This window comes from Luteimonas sp. KH_071, from assembly GCF_057838005.1.
This window is the reverse complement of the sequence record NZ_CM174458.1, coordinates 553,286-573,558: the sequence shown is the minus strand read 5'-3', so window position 1 is coordinate 573,558 and position 20,273 is coordinate 553,286. Positions and strand designations below refer to the sequence as shown.

The following is a 20,273-nucleotide window of genomic DNA, read 5'->3' as shown; positions in this document are numbered from 1 at the left end:
TTCGACGCCGTACATGCAAACGGACCGGGGCAGCCCGGTCCGTTCTCGTTTCTCGGCCCCGTGCGCCGCAACGCCCGGGGTACGCCTCAACCGTCGAGCGTCTTCTCGAAGTCTTTGACTTCCTGCTCGGCGCGATCGCGCTCCCAGCCGTACTTTTCCTGCAGCTTGCCCGCGAGATACTTGCTGTCGCCGGCCGCGACATCGAACACGTCGTCGGTCAGGTCGCCCCACTTGGCCTGCGCCTTGCCCTTCACCTGGGTCCACTTGCCGGCAATGATGTCTTTGTTCATGGCGATTGTTCCTGTCTTCGGGTGGATGCGGCGCGGACGCATTGGCGCATGCGTGTTCCGTCACCGCGAAGCCACCTTCGCATCGCGGCCATCAAACCAGGGTCGAGAATTCGTAAGCCGGGTCGTCACCTCGCTGAGTGAGCGCTCCACCAGGCGCGGACCCCACGCATAAAAAAAGGCCGGCAATGCCGGCCTTCTTCGTGCGATGGACTGCGTGGATCAGGGACGCGTGGTGGTGCCGCCGGTGTTGTTGGCGCTCTCTTCCACCTTCTCGCCAACCTTCTGCACGTCCTGGCCCGCGCCCTTCATGGTGTTGCAGGCGGACAGGGTGCCAACGGTGAACATGGCGAGCAGCATCAGTGCGGTCAAACGCTTCATGGGATTCTCCAGGATTCCGGTTTCGTTGCGAACAGCTGCGGACTTCCGCAACCATGGAGGCGACTATAGGAACCTGCGCCGTGAAAGCCGCGTGCACCTCTCCGGACGTCCGCATCGCGCGTTCAATGATGCGCGCACAGCGTGAAGGCCGCGAGTTCAGTCGCGCATCAGCGTGGATTTGCCGAACAGGCTTTCCACGAGGTCCACGGCGAGTTCCGCCGTCGTGTTGCCCTGGTCGAGCGCGGTGTTGACCTCGACGATGTCCAGCGAGCCCAGTCGTCCACTGTCGGCGATCATCTCCATCACCAGCTGCGCCTCGCGATAGTTGATGCCGCCCGGCACCGGCGTCCCCGTGCCGGGCGCGATGGTGGGGTCGAGTACGTCGACGTCGAAGCTCACATGCAGATGGGTCTCGTCGTCGAGCCCATCCAGCGCCTCCTCGACCACCCGGCGCATGCCCACCTCGTCGATGTAGCGCATGTCGTAGATATCGAGCCCGTGTTCCTTGACCAGGCGCTTCTCGTCGGGATCGACCGAGCGGATGCCGATCTGGCGGAACTGCGCGACCTGCATCGACGGCGACACGCCACCGAGCCCGGTCAACGCATCCGGGCCGATCCCGCACAGGCAGGCCACGGGCATGCCGTGCACGTTGCCCGAGGGCGTGATCTGCGAGGTATTGAAGTCGGTGTGCGCGTCCAGCCACAGCACGCGCAGCTTGCGGCCGGTCGTGCGGCAGTGGTTGGCGACCGCAGCGATCGAGCCGATCGCCAGGCAGTGGTCACCACCGAGCATGATCGGCATACGCCCGCGCGCGAGTTCCGCGCTGGACGCTTCCAGCACCGCGCGGTTCCAGGCGACCACCTCGTCGAGATGCCGATAGCCCTCGCGAGGTCCGGTCCAGGGATTCTTCGGACCCTTGAGATCCCCCAGGTCGTCGACATCGACGCCCCGCGCGATCAACGCCTCGACCAGGCCGGCGACACGCAGGCCCTCGGGACCCATCGAGGCGCCGCGGCGACCGGCACCGACGTCGGTGGGCACGCCGAAGATCGAAACGGGGGAATACGTCTGCAGCATGACCTCTCCTGAGCGAATGCGCGGCCATCGCGCACGGGCGGTGGCGGGGAATGGCATCGACGCCGGGTGGCCATGGGGAGGCGCCAGGCAGGCGCGGGCGCACGCGAAAACGACGTCGGAACTGGTGCCGGCACCCGGATTCGAACTGGGGACCTACCGCTTACAAGGCGGTTGCTCTACCAACTGAGCTATGCCGGCATGGCATGCGGCGGGGCCGCTGCGGAATTCTAACCTGCAACCTGCTGCGCGTTGCATTCGCGCGTCTCGACACGTGCGGCGCCGATGCGTGCGCGCAGGGCCTCACCGGTGTCGCCTTCGGCCAGCGTCGCGTCGATCCAGTGGCGCGTGAGCGTGCTGCCAAGCGGCGCAGCATCGGCGTCGAAGCCGGCATCGCGCAGCGCCCCCGCACGGGCCTGGGCCGCGGGCTCGCTGCCGAACCGGCCCAGGGCGATACCGTGGGCCTCGGCGCCATCGGCGATGACGTAGTAGTCGTTGAAGCCGGCCGCGAGCAGCCGCACCACCATCGCATCGGCCGCGGCGCGGTCGGCCAGCGGCGCCATCCAGACGCGCCAGCCGCGCGGCGTTTCGCCGACATCGCGCGCGGCGACCTGCACGGCCACCGGCGAGAGTTGTGCCAACGCCGCATCGCGGGCCCCCGCATCGGCGAACGGCCCCAGGGCGACGCATTGCGCGGGATCGGCAGCGCGCGGCGAGGTATCCACAGTCGCGTCCTCGTCTGTCCCGGCAGGGACCTCCATCGGACCGGACTCGATTGATCCGGACTCGACGGACGCGGACACGTCGGCGCCAGGCACTGCCGGCTCACCGACCAGTTGCAACGTCGATGGCCCGGCGTCGGCCAGCGCGGCGGCGTCGCCCGGTTCACCACGCAAGGTCCACCACGCCGCAACACCGAAGTTGAGGATCACCAGCAGGACGACGGTCGCGCGCAGCAGCATGGGGCGATCCTAACCTTCCGGAGACACGACGCCGGCATTCGCGCGGTGCCAGCGCGCGAGTCCGTGCAGCACCAGATCGGCGCGCCACCGTGCGTCGGGCAGCCGGCCACGCAGCGCCTCGCCGCCGCCGCCGTGCAGCAGCAGGCGGGGCCGCGCGCCCAGCTGCGCGGTCGCCTCCAGCAGACTGCGCTCCACCAGTCCCAGCGCGGCACCTTCACAGCCCGACGCCAAGGCGTCGTCGGTGTCGTCGGCGAATTCGACATACGCACCGCCACTGGGTGCGAGCTGGGCCACCCGCCGGTGCAATGCCTCGCGCATCAACGTCGGCGATGGTGCGATGCGTCCGCCGAGATGGCGTCCGGCGCCATCGACCAGATCGATGGTTAGTGCAGTGCCCACTCCGACCACCAGCACCGGCACGCCTTCGGCATGCGCGGAGAGCAGCGCGAGGAAGCGATCGACGCCGAGACGCGACGGATCGGCATAGGCGATCGTGAGGCCATCGAGCGCTGGCAGCGTGTGCGCCAGCTGCACCTGCGCGCCGCGGGCGGCCAGCGCATCGAGCAGGATCATCCGCAGCGCGGGCGACGCGACGCTGGCGACGATCGCGACGTCGATGTGTGCCGGCAGTCCCTCGAGCCAGTCGGGATCGAACCCGCCCTCGACATGCGCGGTCCCCTGCACCGCGCCGACTTGGCCGTCGTCAGCGAGCGGCGCGAACTTCAGCCGGGTGTTGCCCAGATCGAACAGCCAGGTGCTCATGCATGTCCCTCCCTGCGAACGCTGACCTCGCCCGCATGGAAGGCGCGCAGCGCGCCGTCCACGCGAACACGCAGCGCGCCGTCGTCCTCGATCCCTTCGGCGATGCCGTGCAGCGTCTCGTTGCCGGTACGGATCGCCACAGGCGCGCCCTGGAGCGCATCGATGGCGGCATAGCGCGCGCGGAACGGCGCGAGGCCGTCGCGGTCGAACACGTCCAGGGCCTGCACCCACGCCTGCACCAGCGCCGTCGCCAGCGCATCGCGCGCAGGCGGCGCATCCGCACAGCAGGTGGCGAGATCCGTCCACGGCTGGTCGATCATGACGGCGTGCGCCTCGGGCATGCGCACATTGACACCGATGCCCAGTACCGCACGGACCGGGCCGCCATGCTCGCCGCCGCCCTCGACCAGGATGCCGCCGAGCTTGCGCAGGCCGTCCGTGTCGACGACGACCAGATCGTTCGGCCACTTCAGGCACACGGCCTCGATTCCGAGCGCCCGCAACGCCTCGACCGCGGCGACGCCCGCGACCAGGCTCAACCCGCCGAGCCGCGCGAGCCCGCCTTCGAAGCCCCGCTGGAACGACAGATACAGATGCGCGGCCAATGGCGATTCCCAGCGGCGCCCGCGGCGCCCGCGGCCGCCGGTCTGGCGTTCGGCCAACAGCACGTTCGCCTTCATGCCGGGCGTCGGCCGACGCAGCAGTTCGGCATTGGTCGAATCGATGCTCCAGGCCACCTCCAGCGACGCCAGGCGCGCGCGGTCAGCGGGTCGCAGCGCGCCGAGGATCGCGTCGGCGTCGAGTAGCGTCAGTGGCTGTGCCAGGGCGTAGCCGGCGCCGGGACGCGCGACGATCGGCACGCCCGCCTCGCGCAGCAAGGAGATCCGCTTCCAGACCGCTGCCCGGGTGTGGCCCGATTCCCGGGCCAGCGCAAGACCCGATACCGGCCCCTCGATCAGGCGCTGCAGCAGTGCGCGTTCGGACGGCTGCTCGGTCGGAAGCGCGGGTGGTGGCATGGGAGGCATTCCACCGATTATCGGCGAGCGTGGCGCCGGGTGTCGCCCTGCCCCGCGGCACGGCGTTGCTCCGGCGGAACCTGCGCTATGATCAGTGGGCTGCGCGTCCTGCTTCCTTCCAGGGTGAACCGATGTCCGCACGTCTGATGGTCTGCATGCTGTTGCTGGGCGCGAGCCTGCCGGTCGTTGCGCGTGATGCCATCACGGACCCGGCTGCCGACACGCCGTGCCCGCCGACGGCCAATGCCCCGCAGAGTGAGCCGTCGCTGGACACCGCCAACGTGCGCCGTGCGCCCGCAGCAGGCAGCGCGTCCAAGGTCCGCCCGTCCGTCAGCGGTGGCGGCGAGACGGAAAGTCCGGCGCGTGGGCCGCGCTGGCACAGTTTCCTGCCGGGCATGTTCCGCTGACGGCCTGTCCAGGCACGTGCGTTCGTTGATCCGCAGCCTGTTCGCGGGCGCGCCGCCACCGATTCCCGACACCGACTGGTCGGCTGCCGTCGATCGTCTGCCATGGGTGCGCGCATGCGATCCCGCCGCACAGTCGACGCTGCGCGCACTGGCCGCACAGTTCCTGCACCGTAAAGCGATCACGCCGGTCGGCGGCCTGGCGCTGGACACCGGGGACCGCCTCGCGCTGGCCACGTTGTGCTGCCTGCCGTTGATCGAGTTCGGCGAGGAAGGCCTGCACGGCTGGTCGCAATTGATCGTCTATCCCGAAGCGTTCCGGGTGAACCGCAGCCACGTCGATGCCGCGGGCGTGATGCACGAGTGGGATGACGAACTGATCGGCGAGTCCTGGGAGAGTGGCCCGATGGTGCTGTCGTGGGCGGATGTCGCGTCCGATATCGCCGAGCCCGATGCCGGCTTCTGCGTCGCGGTGCACGAGATGGCGCACAAGATCGATGCGCTCGACGGTCTGCTCGACGGCACGCCGCCGCTGCCGCGGGACTGGCAGCGCGCGTGGGCCTCGGATTTCCAGCGCAGCTTCGATGCCTTCGTCGAGCGCGTGGATGCCGGAGAGGAGATGCCGATCGATCCCTATGCCGCCGAAGCGCCGGAAGAATTCTTCGCCGTCTGCAGCGAATACCACTTCAGTGCGCCCGCGCTGCTGCGGGAAGTCCTGCCGGATGTCGCCGCGCATCTGGCGCGGTTCTACGGCCCCTCGCCATTCGACGCGAAACCCTAGAACCCCGGCGGCAGGCGCACCGAGAAGCAGGCGCCGCCGAGTTCCTCGGAGCGGCCCACATGCAGCTCGCCGCGATAGCTGTGCACGATGTCCTGCACGATCGACAGGCCGATGCCGTGCCCCTGCACGCGCTCGTCGCCGCGTACACCGCGCTGCAGGATCGACGCCACACGATCGGCGGGAATGCCTGGACCATCGTCCTCGACCACCAGCACCAGACCCGGGCGCCGGTTCGGCGCGGTCTCACCGGGACGGACGGTCAAGAGCACGCGCGACTTCGCCCACTTGAACGCGTTCTCGAGCAGGTTGCCGAGCAGTTCCTGCAGGTCGCCCTGCTCGCCGTGGAAGCGCGCGCTCGGGTCGATTTCGAACTCGCAGACCGCGCCCTTGGCCGCGTAGATCTTCTCCAGGCCGCGCACGATCTGCTCGGCGCTGGGTTCGATCTCGATCGGGGCCGAGAACAGCTGATGCCCGCTCGAGGCCGCGCGTGCGAGCTGGTAGGTCACCAGGTCGTTCATGCGCTGCAGCTGGGTCTCCACTTCCTCGCGCAACTCGGCGTCGTCGCTGCCCGCATCGAGGCGCGAGCGCAACACCGCGAGCGGCGTCTTCAGGCTGTGCGCGAGGTCGGACATCGTGTTGCGCTGGCGCGTCAGATGCTCGCGCTCGCTGTCGATGAGGGCGTTGATGCTCTCCGTCAACGGCTGCAGCTCATGCGGATGCTGCATGCCCATGCGATCGGACAGGCCGCGCTGCACGCGGACGAGCTCGTGCTCGACGCGGCGCAGCGGCCACAGGCTCCAGCGCACGATCAGACCCTGGAGAAGCAGCAGAATCACGCCCGCCACGCCGAGGTTGACCCACAGCGCGGCCCGGAAGATGCGGACCTGGCGCGGCACGATGCCGGCGTCTTCCATCACATAGATGGTGTAGGCGAACTCCGTGTCGCTACGGCCGTCCGGCGACCAGACCAATCCGAGACCGTAGCGATAGGCCTCGCCGGGCGTACCGTCGCTGCGCACCATCGGCAGCGGACCGTCGAACTTCTCCTCGCGCGCCGACAGCATTGTCGCTTCCGGCAACTGCGGTCCCGAGGCCGAAGGAGATCTCCATGAATCCCCGGATGGCAGCACCACCTCCGCATACAGGCCACTGCCAGGCCGCAGGAAGCGGTCGTCGGGCTGCGATTCGGAGGGATAGATATCGCCGCTGCGCAGAAACTCGATGTCCCCGGCGTAGGCATACACGTAATTGCGCAAACGGTCGCGCTGACCCTCGCTGGCGACGTCGATGAAGGCGCGGTCGAGCGCGTAACCAGCCAACGCCAGGAATGCGAGCAGGCCAATACTGGCGGCCAGCAACTGGCGCGCCCGCAGGGACCGCGGACGCAGCCGCGCAGTGAGTCGTGTATCAGCCATCGGTCAGATCGAACACGCAAGCCGCAAGCACGACGGCAGGACGGACAGGCGCGGCGCCAGCGCGGAAATCCGCGACCGGCGTCGCCAACTCATCCCTCGCCGTTGCGGGGAATCGCGAACCGGTAACCCCGACCGCGCACGGTTTCGATCGGCTTGAGCGTGCCTTCGGGATCGAGCTTCTTGCGCAGACGGCCAATGAAGACCTCCAGCACGTTGGAGTCGCGGTCGAAGTCCTGCTGGTAGATGTGTTCGGTCAGGTCGGCCTTCGAGACCAGCTCGCCGGCATGCATCATCAGATACTCGAGCACCTTGTACTCGTAGCTCGTCAGGTCGACGTTCTTGCCCTCGACGCTCACGGTCTGTGCGGCCAGATCCAGCGTGACCGTGCCGCATTCGAGCGTCGGCTTGCTCCAGCCCGCGGCACGACGCACCAGCGCATTGATGCGCGCCAGCAGCTCCTCGACGTGGAACGGCTTGACGAGATAGTCGTCGGCGCCCTGCTTGAGGCCGTCGACCTTGTCCTGCCAGCTCGAACGCGCAGTGAGGATCAACACCGGGAACTGCTTGCCTTCCTCGCGCAGGGCCTTGATCAGCTCCATGCCCGACATTTTCGGCAGGCCGAGGTCGATGATGCCGACATCGAACGGCACCTCGCGCCCCATGTACAGCCCTTCCTCGCCATCCTGTGCGGCATCGACGGCGAAGCCTTCGCGCTTCAGGCGCGCGGCGAGGGTCTCACGCAGGGGGGCTTCGTCTTCGACGAGCAGGATTCGCATGGGTCAACTCCGGTCTGACGGCCGGCCCGGCCGTGAATGGGGGCGAGGATGCAGGATCAATCGTCGTCGCCGCGTGCACGGGACGTCGGGGCGCGCTGTCCGGGATCGTCGACGTAGATACGCACGCGGCCGCTGTCGTCCATCACCTTGACGCGGTTGAGGTCGCGACCGTCGGAATGCATCTGCTCGATGCTGAGCACCCGGCCGCGGGTATTGCGCTCGATCCGCCGCACGGATTCAGTCATCGAGTCCTGCGCACGCCGGCGACCACTCTCCGGCCGCGGCGCCGACGCACGCATGTCGGGGCCGCGTGTTGCGGCCCCCTGCGGGGGCGGATCCTGCGCGGCCACGGCCGTCGCGGCCGCGCACAGCAGCACCGCGGTCAGGGCGCACAACGGATGACGGTACGACGGCACGGACACAGTCACTCCTGATGGGGCGGGCGATCTTTCAGACGCCCGATGGTCGACGGAAAGCGGTGAATCCGTCCTTAACTTTTCGTTGACAAGGCTGTATCCGTTCAGCCCAAACCGCATGACGCCGGGCTTTCCGCACGATCGGCCCGTCACACCCGCTATGCCGCGTACCGGGCAGCGGACGCTTCCGTCGCGGCGAGCGCCTGCTCGAACAGTGACCAGTCGGCACCGGGCAGGTGCGATCCTTCGCTGAGCACCTGCCGGTACAACCGGCCGCCGGGCTGGCCATGGAAGAGGCCGAGCAGATGCCGGACGATGTGCTTGAGGGCCACACCCTCGGCCATCCGCGCTTCCACATAGGGTCGCAAGGCGCGCAGCAATTCGGCGCGCGGCCGCAGCGTGGCGCCGGACAGCGCGGCGTCCAGCGCATGCAGCAGGTAGGGATCGTGATACGCCGCGCGCCCCAGCATCACGCCATCGACGTGCGACAGGTGTTCGAGCGCGAGCGCGCGCGTGGCGATGCCGCCGTTGAGTACGACCGGCAGCGTGGGCCGCTCGCGCTTGAGCCGGTGCGCCCAGTCGTAGCGCAGCGGCGGGATGTCGCGGTTCTCTTTCGGCGACAGTCCGCTGAGCCATGCATTACGGGCATGCACGACGATCATCGATGCGCCTGCAGCCACCGCGCCGTCGATGAAGCGCGCGAAGGTGTCGTAATCGTCGTCGTCGTCCACACCCAGCCGGCACTTCACCGTCACCGGGACGTCGCTGGCGGCCACCATCGCCGCGACGCAGTCGGCGACCAGCGCCGGTTCGCGCATCAGACAGGCGCCGAAACGCCCGGCCTGCACGCGATCCGACGGGCAGCCGCAGTTGAGGTTGATCTCGTCGAAGCCGTGATCGGCCGCGATGCGCGCGGCCTGCGCGAGTGCGTCCGGCTCGCTGCCCCCCAGTTGCAACGCGAGCGGCGACTGCAGCGGCGTCTTCGCCAGCAGCCGCGTGCGGTCGCCGTGGATCACCGCCTTCGCATGCACCATTTCCGTGTACAGCCGCGCGCCCGGTGCCAGCAGCCGGTGGAATTCGCGGCACTGCACATCGGTCCAGTCCATCATTGGCGCGACGGACAGACGCAGCGATGCCGCGTAGACATCGGCATGCGCGTCGTAGGACGGGAGCTTGGAACCGGTCATCGTGTCTGCGGGGCTGAGGGGCGCGTGGAAGGCGGATCGCGCAGCGGCCGATGACGCTCGGGCGCCCGCCGCGACGGGGCGTCAGGATACACCCCGTCACGCGGCTTCATCCCGCAGCCGGCGTGGGCCCGTCATCCTGTGGCGCCTTTTAGCTGCGCGCAGGAAGCCGTCGATGGTGTTTCTCCAGATGTCCGCGCTGCTCCTGCTGGCGTGGTCCTTCGGTGCGATCCAGTTGTCACCTCGCGCACGCATGCTGCACAGCGCGCCGATGTGGCTGGCGATCGCCTGGGCGCTTGGGATCGTGGCCTGTATCGGCATGGGCGCGTCCGGCCTGCTGCGCTTCGGTGACTGGCAGTCGCTGTCGACCGGTCAGGTCCTGCACCGCGTGTTCGGCGAAGGCAGCCTGGCGATGCGGCGGTCGGAGTGGACAGCCGTGAATCGCGCGGCGGGGGTGTATCTCAATCTCGACGTCGCCTGGACGCTGCTCGCGCTCTGCGTCGCGCAGTTCCACTCGGCAATGTTCTGGGCGGGCGTCGTCGAACGACGACGCCATGCACGTGCCGTGCGACGCCGCGTGGGCTGAGCGGCTTACTCCGCGACCGCTGTCCGGCGGGGCGCCACCGAAACCGGCACTACCTGCAGCTCCGCCTGCGCACCATCCAGCACGGGGGCGGCCTCGATCTGGCTGCCGTCCACCGGCACCGCGCCATGCGCGCTCGACTGGCTGACGATCCGCACCAGTTCGGTGGATCCGTCCGGCCACACCACACGGAAGGTGTTGCCCGGGGGCAGCGCCAGGAACGGGGTGGGACTCTGCGCGCGGTACAGCGCGGCGATCTGCGCGGCGCCCAGCTGACGCTGTTCGAGCGGCGCAGTCGTCGTGGTCTGCGCGACCTGGGTCAGGCGCCGGTAGTTCTCGCCGACGGCGTCGACGACGACGCCAGCGACCGCGACCGAGTACCCGACGAACAGGGCGGCCCAGAGCCAGAAGCGGAGCTTGCGGGGGAGCATGCGTTTCATGGTGTCACCATTCCGAGCAGGTGTCGGGACGCGGGGGCGCCCTCGACCAGGGTCTTCTTCATCCGATCGATCTCTTCCGCACCCTGACGCGGCACCGCCGCATCGCGCACGAACGAGGAAAAGTCCTGCCGCGCATCGCGCGCGCAGATGCCGCCGTTGGCGCAGTACTCGGTCATCAGCGCACCACTGGCGCTGCAGTCCAGACCGAGATCGCAGGCGGCGAGCTGCCAGGCCAGTTCGCTGGCCTGGGTCCCGGCGACCGTTGCGGCCAGCGCCACGTCGCCGCTGGCCGCGACGCCCATCGCCGGCGACAGCGCAAAGAACGCTTCCGGATCGCGCGATGCCTGCACGCGCTCCACCAGCCCGCGGCGATAATCCACGTCGTCCTGCAACGGCGTACCCATCGCCAGCAGCGCGGCCTCGGCGGCGAGGCTGCCGGCCTCGGCCGCATCCTGTCGCCGTTCGACCAGCTGCACGAATGTCGGCGCATCGCGCGGCACGAAGCGGCCGCAGCGTGTGCCGATGCGGTCGCGGGCCGCGCCCAGCGCGCGCGCCGCATCGAGTGGCAGGTCCGATATCAGCACGCTGTCGCGCTCGAAACCGGCCGGATCACGCGCGAAGCCGGCGCAGTATTCGTCGACGCGACTGAGCACCCAGTGGGCATCGGCGTCGCCGGACTCGGCCAGCGGCTGCAACTGCTGGCGGAACGCGAACAGATCCTCGGCGCGCTCGAACGCGCGTCGCAGCGGACGCACCGTCGACCCCGACCACGCGGCGATCGGGTCCATATCCGCCACCGTCGGCGCGGAGGCCGCCGTGGAAGCACCGATGAACACGGGACGCTCGGCATCGTTGATCCAGGCTGCGTCGGCATCGACGTCGACATCCACCTCGCCCGCGCCGGGCACGACGGGACGCCACATCACCAGGGTGGCGACGAGGATTCCCAGCAGCGCGATGGTGGCGAACACTCGGACGGTCACGTCGGATCCTGCGGCAGCCGGCCACCTGTCGGCGAGCCGGTCGACGGCGTCGCAGAGGCGACGACGCAGTTCGGAACGCGATTCTAGCCGACCGCCGCCGGGTCCACAGTCTTGCCGTGCGGCACGTGCGCCCATTCCCGTCCTGACCGCGACGGCGCGCACATCCCACCCGGACACACGCAGGCCGGCCCGGAGGCGCTGCCGCGTTTGCCTCTTTACGCGCCCCCACCGGGGCACCAAGATGCCCGGCCCCCTGCGCCACCCGGACCACCCGATGCCTTTCCTCGAACTGAGCCTGCGCTGCACCGAAGCCGAGCAGCCGCGCTACGCCCACGCCCTCGAAGACATCGGTGCGTTGGCGGTGACGATGATCGATGCCGATGCCGACACCACAGACGAACAGGCGATTCTGGAACCGGGCGTCGGTGAAACGCCGCTGTGGCACGCGATCGTGCTGACTGCGTTGTTCGAGGACGATACCGATGCGCTGCTGGTGTTGTCCGCGCTGGAGGCGTTCGACGCGGGCCTCGACTGGAGCCGCGCGAGCTTCCGCAAGGTCGAGGACCAGGACTGGGAACGCGCGTGGATGGACCAGTACGCGCCGCTGCAGTTCGGTGCGCGCACCTGGATTGTGCCGTGGAATGCGGAGCTGCCCGAGGCCGCCGGCGACGATGCCGTCGTGATCCGGCTGGACCCGGGCCTGGCCTTCGGTTCCGGCACGCATCCGACCACGTCGCTGTGCCTGCAGTGGCTGGACGCGCTCTCGGCCGATGGCGTGCTCGCCGATGCCGAAGTGCTCGATTACGGCTGTGGCAGTGGCATTCTCGCGCTCGCCGCGCTCAAGCTCGGCGCCGCGCGTGCGGTCGGTATCGACAACGATCCGCAGGCCCTGATCGCCTCGCGCGACAACGCCGACCGCAACGAGGTCGGCGCCGCGCTCGATGTGTTCCTGCCGGCCGAAGCGCCGCAGGGCACGTATCCGGTCGTCGTCGCCAATATCCTCGCCACCGCGCTCGACGCACTCGCCGAGACGCTGGCCGAGCGCGTCGCGCTGGGGGGTCGCATTGCGCTGTCGGGCATTCTCGACGGCCAGGAAGAAGAGCTCCTGCGTCGCTACCGACCCTGGTTCGAACAACTGGCGGTCACCCGCGAAGGCGACTGGGTGCGCATCGACGGCGTCCGCAAGCCGGCCTGACGGGCCGCATCCGACAGCGCGGCGGCGTGATTCAATAGCCGCATGTTCATCAACTGCAAGCACTGCGGTTCGCTGGTTGCCACCGACCCCGCGACCGATCAGCCGCCGGAACGCTGCCCGCGTTGCCGTGGCGTGTTGCGCAGTGCCGTGCCGCAGCTGTCGGTCGCGTCGCTGCTGAAGACACCGACGCCGCTCGTCGATCCAGCGCCGCCGCACGAACCGCCAGTCGCACCTGTCGTCCTCGCGCCTGTTCCGCCCGCGATGAACGCGTCGGACGAGCCTGACGCGTTTCGGACCGAGGTGTCCACACCGCGTGTGTCCAAGCAGGACGAGCGTGGCGCGCCGGTCGCCCCTGCCGACACGGTCGATCCCGTCGTCACCGACGACGCCGACGTGGACATGATCACGGGCGCACACGACACCGCGTCCGCCGCCGCAGAGACGCGTGTTGCAGCGGCCACGCCTGCATCGAAATCCATCGCCGTACGCACCTCGCCGAGCTTCGCGCGCCGCGGCGTCTCGGGCGCGCCGGATGCGCCCACGCGTCGCCAGCATCGCCTGTTGTCCGGGGCCGTCGTCGCGCTGACGCTGCTGCTCGGCCTGCAGGTGCTGCTGGCCGACCGCGCACGTCTCGCGCGCGATCCCGGTTGGCGGCCGACGCTCGCGCGCCTGTGCGGCGTGCTGGGCTGCAGTCTGCCGCCGTGGCGTGAACCGACCGCGCTCACCGTGCTGGCACGCGACGTGCGCCCAGACCGCGCGCATCCCGGCCAGCTGGTCGCCACCGCGACGTTCCGCAACGATGCACGCTGGGCGCAGGCCTGGCCCCGGTTGCAACTGACGCTGTCCGACATCGACGGGCGCGCGGTGGGCACCCGCGTGTTCACGTCGCAGGAGTATCTGGACGTTGCGATGCACCCGCCGGCGCTGGCCGCTGGCGACACCGCGCAGGCGCGCCTGCAGCTGGTGGAACCGGACGCGCGCGCGGTGTCGTTCGCCTTCGATTTTCTCTGAGCGCACGCTGGCAGGTGCCCAAGGGCCGCGCTAGACTGGCCGGCCGTTCCGCCGTCCGCGCGTGCCGTCGTCATCGACCCGACGTTGCCACAGCGACGCTGAATTTCCGAGAGTCGACTTGAACGCAGACCGCACCGACAGCAGCACGCGCGAAGCGCCGCGCACGCCCCTGCGCGAACATGTCGCGACCTCGATCCAGCGCTACCTCGGCGATCTCAACGGCAACGACACCGACAATCTCTACGAGGTCGCGCTGCGCGAACTCGAGATTCCGCTGTTCGTCGAGGTGCTGAACTTCTGCGACGGCAACCAGAGCCGCGCAGCGGCGATGCTCGGTATCCATCGCGCCACGCTGCGCAAGAAACTGCGCGAGTACGCGCTGGTCTGAGTCGCCGGCGCACGGCCGTTATAATTCCCGGCTCCCTCGCCCGCAGTCGATTCCCATGACCGTTTCCGTTCCGTCCGGCGCGCCCACCGCGATCCGTCGCGCCCTGTTGTCGGTCTCCGACAAAACCGGCCTGCTCGATCTCGCCCGCGCGCTCGCAGCGCGCAACGTCGAACTGCTGTCGACCGGCGGTACCGCGAAGGCGCTGCGCGAAGCCGGCCTGCCGGTGCGCGACGTCAGTGACGTGACCGGCTTTCCCGAGATCATGGACGGCCGGGTCAAGACGCTGCACCCGAAAGTACACGGCGGCCTGCTCGGGCGCCGCGGTACCGACGATGCGGTGATGGCCGAACACGGCATCGACGCGATCGACCTGCTGGTGCTCAACCTCTATCCCTTCGAGCGCGTGGCCTACGCGCCCGACGCGAAGTTCGACGACATCGTCGAGAACATCGACATCGGTGGCCCGGCGATGCTGCGCGCGGCGGCGAAGAACTTCGCCCATGTCGCGGTCGCCACCGATCCGGCGCAGTACGACGCGCTGCTGGCAGAACTCGACGCCAACGGCGGCGCGCTATCGGCGCAGACGCGCTTCGCGCTGTCGGTCGCCGCGTTCAACCGGGTCGCGCAGTACGACGCGCGCATCAGCGACGTGCTGTCGTCGATTGCCGAACCCTCCGATGCCGGCGCCGCGCAGCGCGCGCCCTTCGGCGGCCAGAGCAACGGCAATTTCGTCAAGGTCATGGACCTGCGCTACGGCGAGAACCCGCACCAGCAGGCGGCGTTCTATCGCGACCTGTATCCGGCGCCGGGCACGCTGGCGACATTCGAACAGCTGCAGGGCAAAGCGCTTTCCTACAACAACATCGCCGACGCCGATTCCGCCTGGGAATGCGTGCGCCAGTTCGATGCGCCGGCCTGCGTGATCGTCAAGCACGCCAATCCCTGCGGCGTGGCGGTGGGCGCGGCCTGCGGCGATGCCTACGAGCTCGCCTACGCGACCGATCCGACCTCGGCGTTCGGTGGCATCATCGCGTTCAACCGTAAGCTCGATGCGGCGACGGCGAAGGTCATTCTCGACCGCCAGTTCGTCGAGGTGCTGATCGCGCCCGACTTCGATGCCGCCGCGCTGGCGTACGCAGGCAAGAAGGCCAACGTTCGCGTGCTGCGCATCCCGCATGGCGACGGCCGCAACACCGTCGACGTCAAGCGCGTGGGCTCGGGCCTGTTGATGCAGAGCGCCGACAACCGCGACGTCGCGCGCGACGAGCTCAAGGTGGTCACGCAGGTCGTGCCCACTGCCGCGCAGCTCGACGATCTGCTGTTCGCATGGAAGGTCGCCAAGTTCGTGAAGTCCAACGCGATCGTCTACGCCAGGGACCACCGCACGATCGGCGTCGGCGCCGGACAGATGAGCCGCGTGTATTCGGCGCGCATCGCCGGCATCAAGGCCGGCGATGCCGGGCTTGTCGTGCCGGGTTCGGTCATGGCATCGGATGCGTTCTTCCCGTTCCGCGACGGTATCGACGCCGCCGCCGAAGCCGGCATCCGAGCCGTCATCCAGCCCGGCGGTTCGATGCGCGACAGCGAGGTGATCGCCGCTGCAGACGCGCACGGTATCGCGATGGTGTTCACCGGCGTGCGCCACTTCCGTCACTGATCGCGCATGCACGTCGACGTGAATGGTGCGCGCCGACGCCGCTGCTAGAGTCCGGCGCATCTTTTCCGCAGGATGCGCCGATGTTGTACGCCCGCTCGACGCTGTCGCGCGCCGCACTTCCCGCCTGTCTGCTGCTGCCACTCGGCGCCTGTGGCGAATCATCCGTGCCACCGGCCGCCGCAGTGCCGCCGGCCTCGACCGCGGACGCGATCACCGCACGTCCGGTTGAATTGCCGGGCGACGCGGCGATGCCGGTCGCCGGTCTCGATGGCGGCGCAGTCCGTACGTTTCTCGTCAGCCAGTACGGTGAACTCGCGCAACTTTCGGGCGATTGGCCGGGCACGCCGCTCGCCGGGGATCTCGGCACCGATGCTGCGTCGCGCGAGGTCTGCGCACGCGAGGCAATGGGCACGCCGGATGCGCCAGCCGAACTCGTCGCCGTGTGCGGCGTGCCGGACGACGCCGGGCATGCGACCACCGCGCGCATCGACCTCTTCCTGTTGCAGACGAACGGAGACACCGTGACCGCCGCCGCACGCGCACACATGGACGGCTTCGGCAGCACCGGCGATGTCGCCGGCGTCGACGTGCGCCGCTTCGGCCCGCGCCTTTACGGATTCGTCGTCGAGGATGGCTTCACCGCGCAGGGCATCACGGTCGGCAACACCAGTCTCGTTCTGCCCGAAGGCGACGGGTTCAAGGTCGCCGCGTCGCTGCGCAGCAGCCTCGACAATCTGGGTGCGATGGCGGGCTGCGCCGAGCGCGACGACTGCGCGCCGGATACGGCCTACGACCTGACGTTCGACCTCGCACTCGACAATCGCAAGGCCGACGCAGTCGCGTGGCCGCTGCGCGTGCGCGAAGAGGGCGAAGCCTGCGGCCGCCGCGTCGAGCGCACCCAACTGGTCCCGTTCGATGCGGCAAGCGGCACTTGGACCGTGCCCGAAGCGCTGCAGCGCGAAGGCTGCGATTGAGCGATGCCAACGCGCTGCAGCATGCGGCCAGCGCGGAATTCGTACCGTCGGCCGTGCCGTGACGCGATGCAGGGACCGCGCAGGCGATTCTGCCGACGCGTCCCTATTTCGGAGCTGCGACCGGCGCCACCGTCTTCTCCGCTGTCCAGATGCTGCGGTCGATCGTGTCGCCGAGCTCGGGGAAATCGTCCGCATCGAGCCGCGGCGAGACTTCACCGGCGCGGATCTTGCGGTCGTAATCGCGCGTCAGCTTGATCACAACGCCCGACAGCAGCATCACGGCGATCAGGTTCACCATCGCCATCAGACCCATCGCGGCATCGGCGGTGTCCCAGACGAGATCGAGCTTGGCGAACGCCCCCCAGGCCACCATCGCCAGACACCCCAGGCGCAGCAGCAGGATGCCGGCGCGCCCGCCGCGCAGGAAGACCACCGCACTTTCGGCGTAGGCGTAGTTGCCCAGGATCGACGTGAGCGCGAAGAACGACAGCGCCACGGCGATGAACACCGGGCCCCAGCCGCCGAAGTGAATCGCCATGGCCTGCTGGGTGAGCACCACCCCGTCGCCGCCTGCGGTGTCGAGCGCACCCGACAGCAGGATCATCAAGGCCGTCGCCGTGCAGATCACCAGCGTGTCGACGAACACGCCGAACGCCTGTACCAGGCCCTGGCTGGCCGGATGGTGCGGCGCCGGCGTGGCCGAGGCGGCGATGTTCGGCGCGCTGCCCATGCCGGCCTCGTTGGAGAACAGACCGCGCTTGACCCCGTTGAGCAGCGCGACCGCGAGTCCGCCGAGCACGCCGCCGGCCGCCTGGTCGAGACCGAAGGCGCTGCGCACGATCAGGGCCAGCATCGCCGGCACCTCGGTGAGATTGCCGACGATCACCCACGCCGCCAGCGCCAGATAGGCGAGCGCCATCGCCGGGACGATCACTTCCGACAGCTTCGCCACCCGGCGCAGCCCACCGAAGATCACCGGCGCTGCGAGCGCGACGAGGATGGCGGCGGTCCACACCGGCTCGATGCCCCAGGCGCCACGCGCTGCTTCGGAGATCGAATTGGCCTGCACCGCACTGAACACCAGCCCGAACGCGAGGATCAGGCACACCGAGAAGATCGCGCCCAGCCAGGGCTTGCGCAGGCCGTACGCCATGTACAGCGCGGGGCCGCCCCGGTACTGGCCCTCGGCGTCGCGACGCTTGTACAGCTGCGCCAGCGCACTCTCGACATACGCGGTAGCCATGCCGAAGCAGGCGACCAGCCACATCCAGAAGATCGCGCCGGGACCGCCGACGGTCAGCGCGATGGCCACGCCGACCAGGTTTCCGGTGCCCACGCGCGACGCCAGACTCGTGCACAGCGACTGCAGCGGCGAGATGCCGGCGGTGTCGTCTCCTGTGCCCCGCACGAGGCCGGAGATCATCTTGGGAAACCGGCGGAACTGGATGAAGCCGAGGCGCGCGCTGAACCAGAGGCCGACCAGGGGCAGCACGCCGACCAGCAAGTAGTTCCACAGCACGCCGTTGATGCCGCCGACGATGGGCGAGAGGGTGCGCTCGATCAGCTGGACCAGATCCATCGGCGGGCAGGGTTCCGTTGCGGGCGAAGCGATCGAGCCTAGCATCCGCATCCGCGACGTCCGGTCGACAGTGCAGCACCGCCGACGCCACGCGCAGCGAGGGGCGCTGCCACGCCGTAAACTGGTGCCCCTTTGCATCCGGTCTGTCGCGCATGAAGAAGGTCCTCGTCATCGGTTCCGGCGGTCGCGAACACGCGCTGGCTTGGAAGCTCGCGCAGTCGTCGCAAGTCGGCGAGGTGCTGGTCGCGCCGGGCAATGCCGGCACGGCGAAGGAACCCGGTTGCCGCAATGTCGACGTGGCAGCGACCGATCTCGATGCGCTGCTGGCGCTGGCGACATCCGAAGCGGTCGATGTGACCGTGGTCGGTCCCGAGGCGCCGCTGGTCGCCGGCGTGGTCGATCGCTTCCGCGCGGCCGGCCTGCGCATCTTCGGCCCCACTGCGGCCGCCGCGCAGCTCGAAGGCAGCAAGGCCTTCGCCAAGGATTTCCTCGCACGCCACGCGATTCCGACCGCGGGCTACGCGGTGTTCACCGACGCCGACACCGCGGTCGAATACGTGCGCCAGCACGGCGCGCCGATCGTCATCAAGGCCGACGGTCTTGCCGCGGGCAAGGGCGTGATCGTCGCGATGTCGCTGGAGGAGGCCGAAGCGGCGATCGCCGACATGCTCTCGGGCAACGCCTTCGGCGCGGCAGGCGCGCGCGTGGTGATCGAAGAATTTCTCGACGGCGAGGAGGCGAGCTTCATCTCGATCGTCGATGGCGCGACCGCATTGCCGATGGCGACCAGCCAGGACCACAAGCGCGTCGGCGATGGCGACACCGGCCCCAACACCGGCGGCATGGGCGCGTATTCGCCCGCGCCGGTGGTGACCCCGGACGTGCACGCGCGCGTGATGCGCGAGGTCGTCGAGCCGACCGTGCGCGGCATGATCGAAGACGGCGTGCCGTTCACCGGGTTTCTGTATGCCGGCCTGATGATCGACCCGCACGGCGCGCCGAAGGTCATCGAGTTCAACGTGCGCTTCGGCGATCCGGAAACCCAGCCGGTGATGCTGCGTCTGCAGTCCGACCTGCTGGATCTGGTCGAAGCCGCGATCGACGGCAGGCTCGATGGCGTGGAGGCGCAATGGGATCCGCGTCCCTCGCTCGGCGTGGTGATGGCCGCCGAACGCTACCCGGACACGCCGCGCACCGGCGACGTCATCAATACCTGGGACACGCCGCCGCTGGCCGACACCAAGGTGTTCCATGCCGGCACGAAGCTCGACGCGCACGGCCAGGCCGTCACCGCCGGCGGCCGCGTACTATGTGTGGCTGCGCTGGGTGAGACCGTCGCCGATGCGCAGACGCGCGCCTACGGCGAGCTCGCCGGCATCTCCTGGCAGGGCGAGTTCCATCGCCACGACATCGGCTGGCGCGCGATCGCACGCGAACGCGGCGACGCCTGACCCCTTCCCTCCCGCCAAGGCCACACACGTGATCCCAGGCAACGCCCAGCTGAGCATGACCGTGCTGATGACGCCGGACATGGCGAACTTCTCCGGCAACGTCCACGGCGGCACGCTGCTGAAGTATCTCGATGAAGTGGCCTACGCCTGCGCCAGCCGCTACGCCGGTCGTTACGTGGTCACGCTGTCGGTCGACCAGGTGACGTTCCGCGAGCCGATCCACGTCGGCGAGCTGGTGACCTTCCTCGCGTCGGTGAACTACACCGGGCGCACGTCGATGGAAGTCGGCATCAAGGTCATCACCGAGGACATCCGCAACCGCGCGGTGCGCCACACCAACAGCTGCTTCTTCACGATGGTGGCGATGGACGAGGACGGCCGCTCGACACCGGTGCCGCCACGCGAACCGCAGACGGCCGAAGAACGGCGACGGTTCGAACAGGGGCGCCAGCGCCGCGAGATCCGCCAGGAACTCGAGCAGCGCTACCGCGCCGTCCGCGAGACATTTCCCGACGCGACCGACTGATCGCGTAGTGACATGCGGCTTTGCT

At 69.1% G+C, this 20,273-nt stretch carries 23 protein-coding genes and 1 tRNA gene; 10 read left to right on the top strand and 14 right to left on the bottom strand.

The window, feature by feature from the left end; genetic code table 11:
• Positions 1–86: 86 nt before the first annotated feature.
• The 7 genes from AC3IRM_RS02675 to birA form a co-directional block, all read right to left on the bottom strand.
• Positions 87–290: a CsbD family protein gene (locus tag AC3IRM_RS02675; RefSeq protein WP_465076297.1), complete on the bottom strand. Its 204-nt coding sequence runs from the start codon at positions 288–290 to the stop codon at positions 87–89.
• Between the two features lie 219 nt (positions 291–509).
• On the bottom strand, positions 510–668 hold the full coding sequence (locus AC3IRM_RS02670; protein ID WP_310152056.1) for an entericidin A/B family lipoprotein: 159 nt from the start codon (positions 666–668) through the stop codon (positions 510–512).
• A 156-nt stretch (positions 669–824) separates the two neighbouring features.
• A complete protein-coding gene (gene rocF / locus AC3IRM_RS02665; protein WP_489204740.1) occupies positions 825–1,748 on the bottom strand; it encodes an arginase in 924 nt (307 codons plus the stop codon).
• Positions 1,749–1,870: 122 nt separating this feature from the next.
• Positions 1,871–1,946 (bottom strand) — tRNA-Thr (locus AC3IRM_RS02660).
• 29 nt (positions 1,947–1,975) lie between these two features.
• The gene (locus tag AC3IRM_RS02655) at positions 1,976–2,707 is read right to left on the bottom strand and encodes an SPOR domain-containing protein (RefSeq protein WP_489204739.1); all 732 of its coding nucleotides are present in this window, start codon (positions 2,705–2,707) and stop codon (positions 1,976–1,978) included.
• Positions 2,708–2,716: 9 nt separating this feature from the next.
• Positions 2,717–3,469: a type III pantothenate kinase gene (locus AC3IRM_RS02650; protein ID WP_489204738.1), complete on the bottom strand. Its 753-nt coding sequence runs from the start codon at positions 3,467–3,469 to the stop codon at positions 2,717–2,719.
• Entirely contained in the window at positions 3,466–4,485 is a 1,020-nt protein-coding gene (gene birA / locus AC3IRM_RS02645) for a bifunctional biotin--[acetyl-CoA-carboxylase] ligase/biotin operon repressor BirA (protein WP_489204737.1), read from the bottom strand. Before birA ends, AC3IRM_RS02650 begins: the two co-directional genes overlap by 4 nt.
• A gap of 131 nt (positions 4,486–4,616) precedes the next feature.
• On the opposite strand from birA, the gene AC3IRM_RS02640 reads away from it, so the two are divergent.
• Positions 4,617–4,892, top strand: coding sequence for a hypothetical protein (locus AC3IRM_RS02640; RefSeq protein WP_489204736.1), 276 nt, complete (start codon positions 4,617–4,619; stop codon positions 4,890–4,892).
• A 97-nt stretch (positions 4,893–4,989) separates the two neighbouring features.
• Positions 4,990–5,670, top strand: a complete 681-nt coding sequence (locus tag AC3IRM_RS02635) for a M90 family metallopeptidase (RefSeq protein ID WP_489205810.1) — start codon at positions 4,990–4,992, stop codon at positions 5,668–5,670.
• Here AC3IRM_RS02635 and AC3IRM_RS02630 read toward each other — a convergent pair.
• From AC3IRM_RS02630 to dusA, 4 genes are all read right to left on the bottom strand, one after another.
• A complete protein-coding gene (locus AC3IRM_RS02630) occupies positions 5,667–7,085 on the bottom strand; it encodes an ATP-binding protein (protein WP_489204735.1) in 1,419 nt (472 codons plus the stop codon). The two genes, AC3IRM_RS02635 and AC3IRM_RS02630, sit on opposite strands and share 4 nt — an antisense overlap.
• 89 nt (positions 7,086–7,174) lie before the next feature.
• Positions 7,175–7,861, bottom strand: coding sequence for a response regulator transcription factor (locus tag AC3IRM_RS02625; RefSeq protein ID WP_096007476.1), 687 nt, complete (start codon positions 7,859–7,861; stop codon positions 7,175–7,177).
• Positions 7,862–7,917: 56 nt separating this feature from the next.
• Positions 7,918–8,277 carry a hypothetical protein gene (locus AC3IRM_RS02620; protein WP_489204734.1) on the bottom strand — a complete coding sequence of 120 codons (360 nt, stop codon included), beginning with the start codon at positions 8,275–8,277 and terminating at the stop codon, positions 7,918–7,920.
• A 158-nt stretch (positions 8,278–8,435) separates the two neighbouring features.
• Positions 8,436–9,464: a tRNA dihydrouridine(20/20a) synthase DusA gene (gene dusA, locus AC3IRM_RS02615; RefSeq protein WP_489204733.1), complete on the bottom strand. Its 1,029-nt coding sequence runs from the start codon at positions 9,462–9,464 to the stop codon at positions 8,436–8,438.
• A 187-nt stretch (positions 9,465–9,651) separates the two neighbouring features.
• On the opposite strand from dusA, the gene AC3IRM_RS02610 reads away from it, so the two are divergent.
• Positions 9,652–10,047 (top strand): hypothetical protein, encoded by a 396-nt coding sequence (locus AC3IRM_RS02610; RefSeq protein WP_489204732.1) that lies wholly within the window; start codon positions 9,652–9,654, stop codon positions 10,045–10,047.
• A gap of 5 nt (positions 10,048–10,052) precedes the next feature.
• Here AC3IRM_RS02610 and AC3IRM_RS02605 read toward each other — a convergent pair whose 3' ends face one another.
• Both AC3IRM_RS02605 and AC3IRM_RS02600 read right to left on the bottom strand, forming a co-directional pair.
• Complete coding sequence (locus tag AC3IRM_RS02605) at positions 10,053–10,484, bottom strand: hypothetical protein (protein WP_489204731.1); 432 nt, start codon at positions 10,482–10,484, stop codon at positions 10,053–10,055.
• Positions 10,481–11,407, bottom strand: coding sequence for a hypothetical protein (locus tag AC3IRM_RS02600; protein ID WP_489205809.1), 927 nt, complete (start codon positions 11,405–11,407; stop codon positions 10,481–10,483). Before AC3IRM_RS02600 ends, AC3IRM_RS02605 begins: the two co-directional genes overlap by 4 nt.
• 334 nt (positions 11,408–11,741) lie before the next feature.
• Here AC3IRM_RS02600 and prmA point away from each other — a divergent pair, with 334 nt between their 5' ends.
• The 5 genes from prmA (at position 11,742) to AC3IRM_RS02575 (ending at position 16,692) form a co-directional block, all read left to right on the top strand.
• Complete coding sequence (gene prmA / locus AC3IRM_RS02595; RefSeq protein ID WP_489204730.1) at positions 11,742–12,662, top strand: 50S ribosomal protein L11 methyltransferase; 921 nt, start codon at positions 11,742–11,744, stop codon at positions 12,660–12,662.
• 42 nt (positions 12,663–12,704) lie between these two features.
• On the top strand, positions 12,705–13,673 hold the full coding sequence (locus AC3IRM_RS02590) for a DUF3426 domain-containing protein (RefSeq protein WP_489204729.1): 969 nt from the start codon (positions 12,705–12,707) through the stop codon (positions 13,671–13,673).
• A gap of 118 nt (positions 13,674–13,791) precedes the next feature.
• Positions 13,792–14,061: a DNA-binding transcriptional regulator Fis gene (gene fis, locus AC3IRM_RS02585; RefSeq protein ID WP_159677666.1), complete on the top strand. Its 270-nt coding sequence runs from the start codon at positions 13,792–13,794 to the stop codon at positions 14,059–14,061.
• A gap of 55 nt (positions 14,062–14,116) precedes the next feature.
• On the top strand, positions 14,117–15,718 hold the full coding sequence (gene purH / locus AC3IRM_RS02580) for a bifunctional phosphoribosylaminoimidazolecarboxamide formyltransferase/IMP cyclohydrolase (protein WP_489204728.1): 1,602 nt from the start codon (positions 14,117–14,119) through the stop codon (positions 15,716–15,718).
• 80 nt (positions 15,719–15,798) lie between these two features.
• Positions 15,799–16,692, top strand: a complete 894-nt coding sequence (locus AC3IRM_RS02575) for a hypothetical protein (RefSeq protein WP_489204727.1) — start codon at positions 15,799–15,801, stop codon at positions 16,690–16,692.
• Positions 16,693–16,795: 103 nt separating this feature from the next.
• On the opposite strand, the gene AC3IRM_RS02570 is transcribed toward AC3IRM_RS02575, so the two are convergent.
• Positions 16,796–18,271 carry an alanine/glycine:cation symporter family protein gene (locus AC3IRM_RS02570; RefSeq protein WP_489204726.1) on the bottom strand — a complete coding sequence of 492 codons (1,476 nt, stop codon included), beginning with the start codon at positions 18,269–18,271 and terminating at the stop codon, positions 16,796–16,798.
• Between the two features lie 152 nt (positions 18,272–18,423).
• Between AC3IRM_RS02570 and purD the strand changes: the two genes are divergently transcribed.
• Positions 18,424–19,722, top strand: coding sequence for a phosphoribosylamine--glycine ligase (gene purD, locus AC3IRM_RS02565; RefSeq protein WP_489204725.1), 1,299 nt, complete (start codon positions 18,424–18,426; stop codon positions 19,720–19,722).
• A gap of 55 nt (positions 19,723–19,777) precedes the next feature.
• Positions 19,778–20,248, top strand: coding sequence for an acyl-CoA thioesterase (locus AC3IRM_RS02560; protein ID WP_489205808.1), 471 nt, complete (start codon positions 19,778–19,780; stop codon positions 20,246–20,248).
• Positions 20,249–20,273: the final 25 nt, after the last annotated feature.

Bases quoted from the DNA above. Each gene is read 5' to 3' on its own strand.
- AC3IRM_RS02675 (WP_465076297.1), bottom strand. From the start codon at position 290: ATGAACAAAGACATCATTGCCGGCAAGTGGACCCAGGTGAAGGGCAAG.
- AC3IRM_RS02670 (WP_310152056.1), bottom strand. From the start codon at position 668: ATGAAGCGTTTGACCGCACTGATGCTGCTCGCCATGTTCACCGTTGGC.
- rocF (WP_489204740.1), bottom strand. From the start codon at position 1,748: ATGCTGCAGACGTATTCCCCCGTTTCGATCTTCGGCGTGCCCACCGAC.
- AC3IRM_RS02655 (WP_489204739.1), bottom strand. From the start codon at position 2,707: ATGCTGCTGCGCGCGACCGTCGTCCTGCTGGTGATCCTCAACTTCGGT.
- AC3IRM_RS02650 (WP_489204738.1), bottom strand. From the start codon at position 3,469: ATGAGCACCTGGCTGTTCGATCTGGGCAACACCCGGCTGAAGTTCGCG.
- birA (WP_489204737.1), bottom strand. From the start codon at position 4,485: ATGCCACCACCCGCGCTTCCGACCGAGCAGCCGTCCGAACGCGCACTG.
- AC3IRM_RS02640 (WP_489204736.1), top strand. From the start codon at position 4,617: ATGTCCGCACGTCTGATGGTCTGCATGCTGTTGCTGGGCGCGAGCCTG.
- AC3IRM_RS02630 (WP_489204735.1), bottom strand. From the start codon at position 7,085: ATGGCTGATACACGACTCACTGCGCGGCTGCGTCCGCGGTCCCTGCGG.
- AC3IRM_RS02625 (WP_096007476.1), bottom strand. From the start codon at position 7,861: ATGCGAATCCTGCTCGTCGAAGACGAAGCCCCCCTGCGTGAGACCCTC.
- dusA (WP_489204733.1), bottom strand. From the start codon at position 9,464: ATGACCGGTTCCAAGCTCCCGTCCTACGACGCGCATGCCGATGTCTAC.
- AC3IRM_RS02610 (WP_489204732.1), top strand. From the start codon at position 9,652: ATGTCCGCGCTGCTCCTGCTGGCGTGGTCCTTCGGTGCGATCCAGTTG.
- AC3IRM_RS02605 (WP_489204731.1), bottom strand. From the start codon at position 10,484: ATGAAACGCATGCTCCCCCGCAAGCTCCGCTTCTGGCTCTGGGCCGCC.
- AC3IRM_RS02600 (WP_489205809.1), bottom strand. From the start codon at position 11,407: ATGTGGCGTCCCGTCGTGCCCGGCGCGGGCGAGGTGGATGTCGACGTC.
- prmA (WP_489204730.1), top strand. From the start codon at position 11,742: ATGCCTTTCCTCGAACTGAGCCTGCGCTGCACCGAAGCCGAGCAGCCG.
- AC3IRM_RS02590 (WP_489204729.1), top strand. From the start codon at position 12,705: ATGTTCATCAACTGCAAGCACTGCGGTTCGCTGGTTGCCACCGACCCC.
- purH (WP_489204728.1), top strand. From the start codon at position 14,117: ATGACCGTTTCCGTTCCGTCCGGCGCGCCCACCGCGATCCGTCGCGCC.
- AC3IRM_RS02575 (WP_489204727.1), top strand. From the start codon at position 15,799: ATGTTGTACGCCCGCTCGACGCTGTCGCGCGCCGCACTTCCCGCCTGT.
- AC3IRM_RS02570 (WP_489204726.1), bottom strand. From the start codon at position 18,271: ATGGATCTGGTCCAGCTGATCGAGCGCACCCTCTCGCCCATCGTCGGC.
- purD (WP_489204725.1), top strand. From the start codon at position 18,424: ATGAAGAAGGTCCTCGTCATCGGTTCCGGCGGTCGCGAACACGCGCTG.
- AC3IRM_RS02560 (WP_489205808.1), top strand. From the start codon at position 19,778: ATGACCGTGCTGATGACGCCGGACATGGCGAACTTCTCCGGCAACGTC.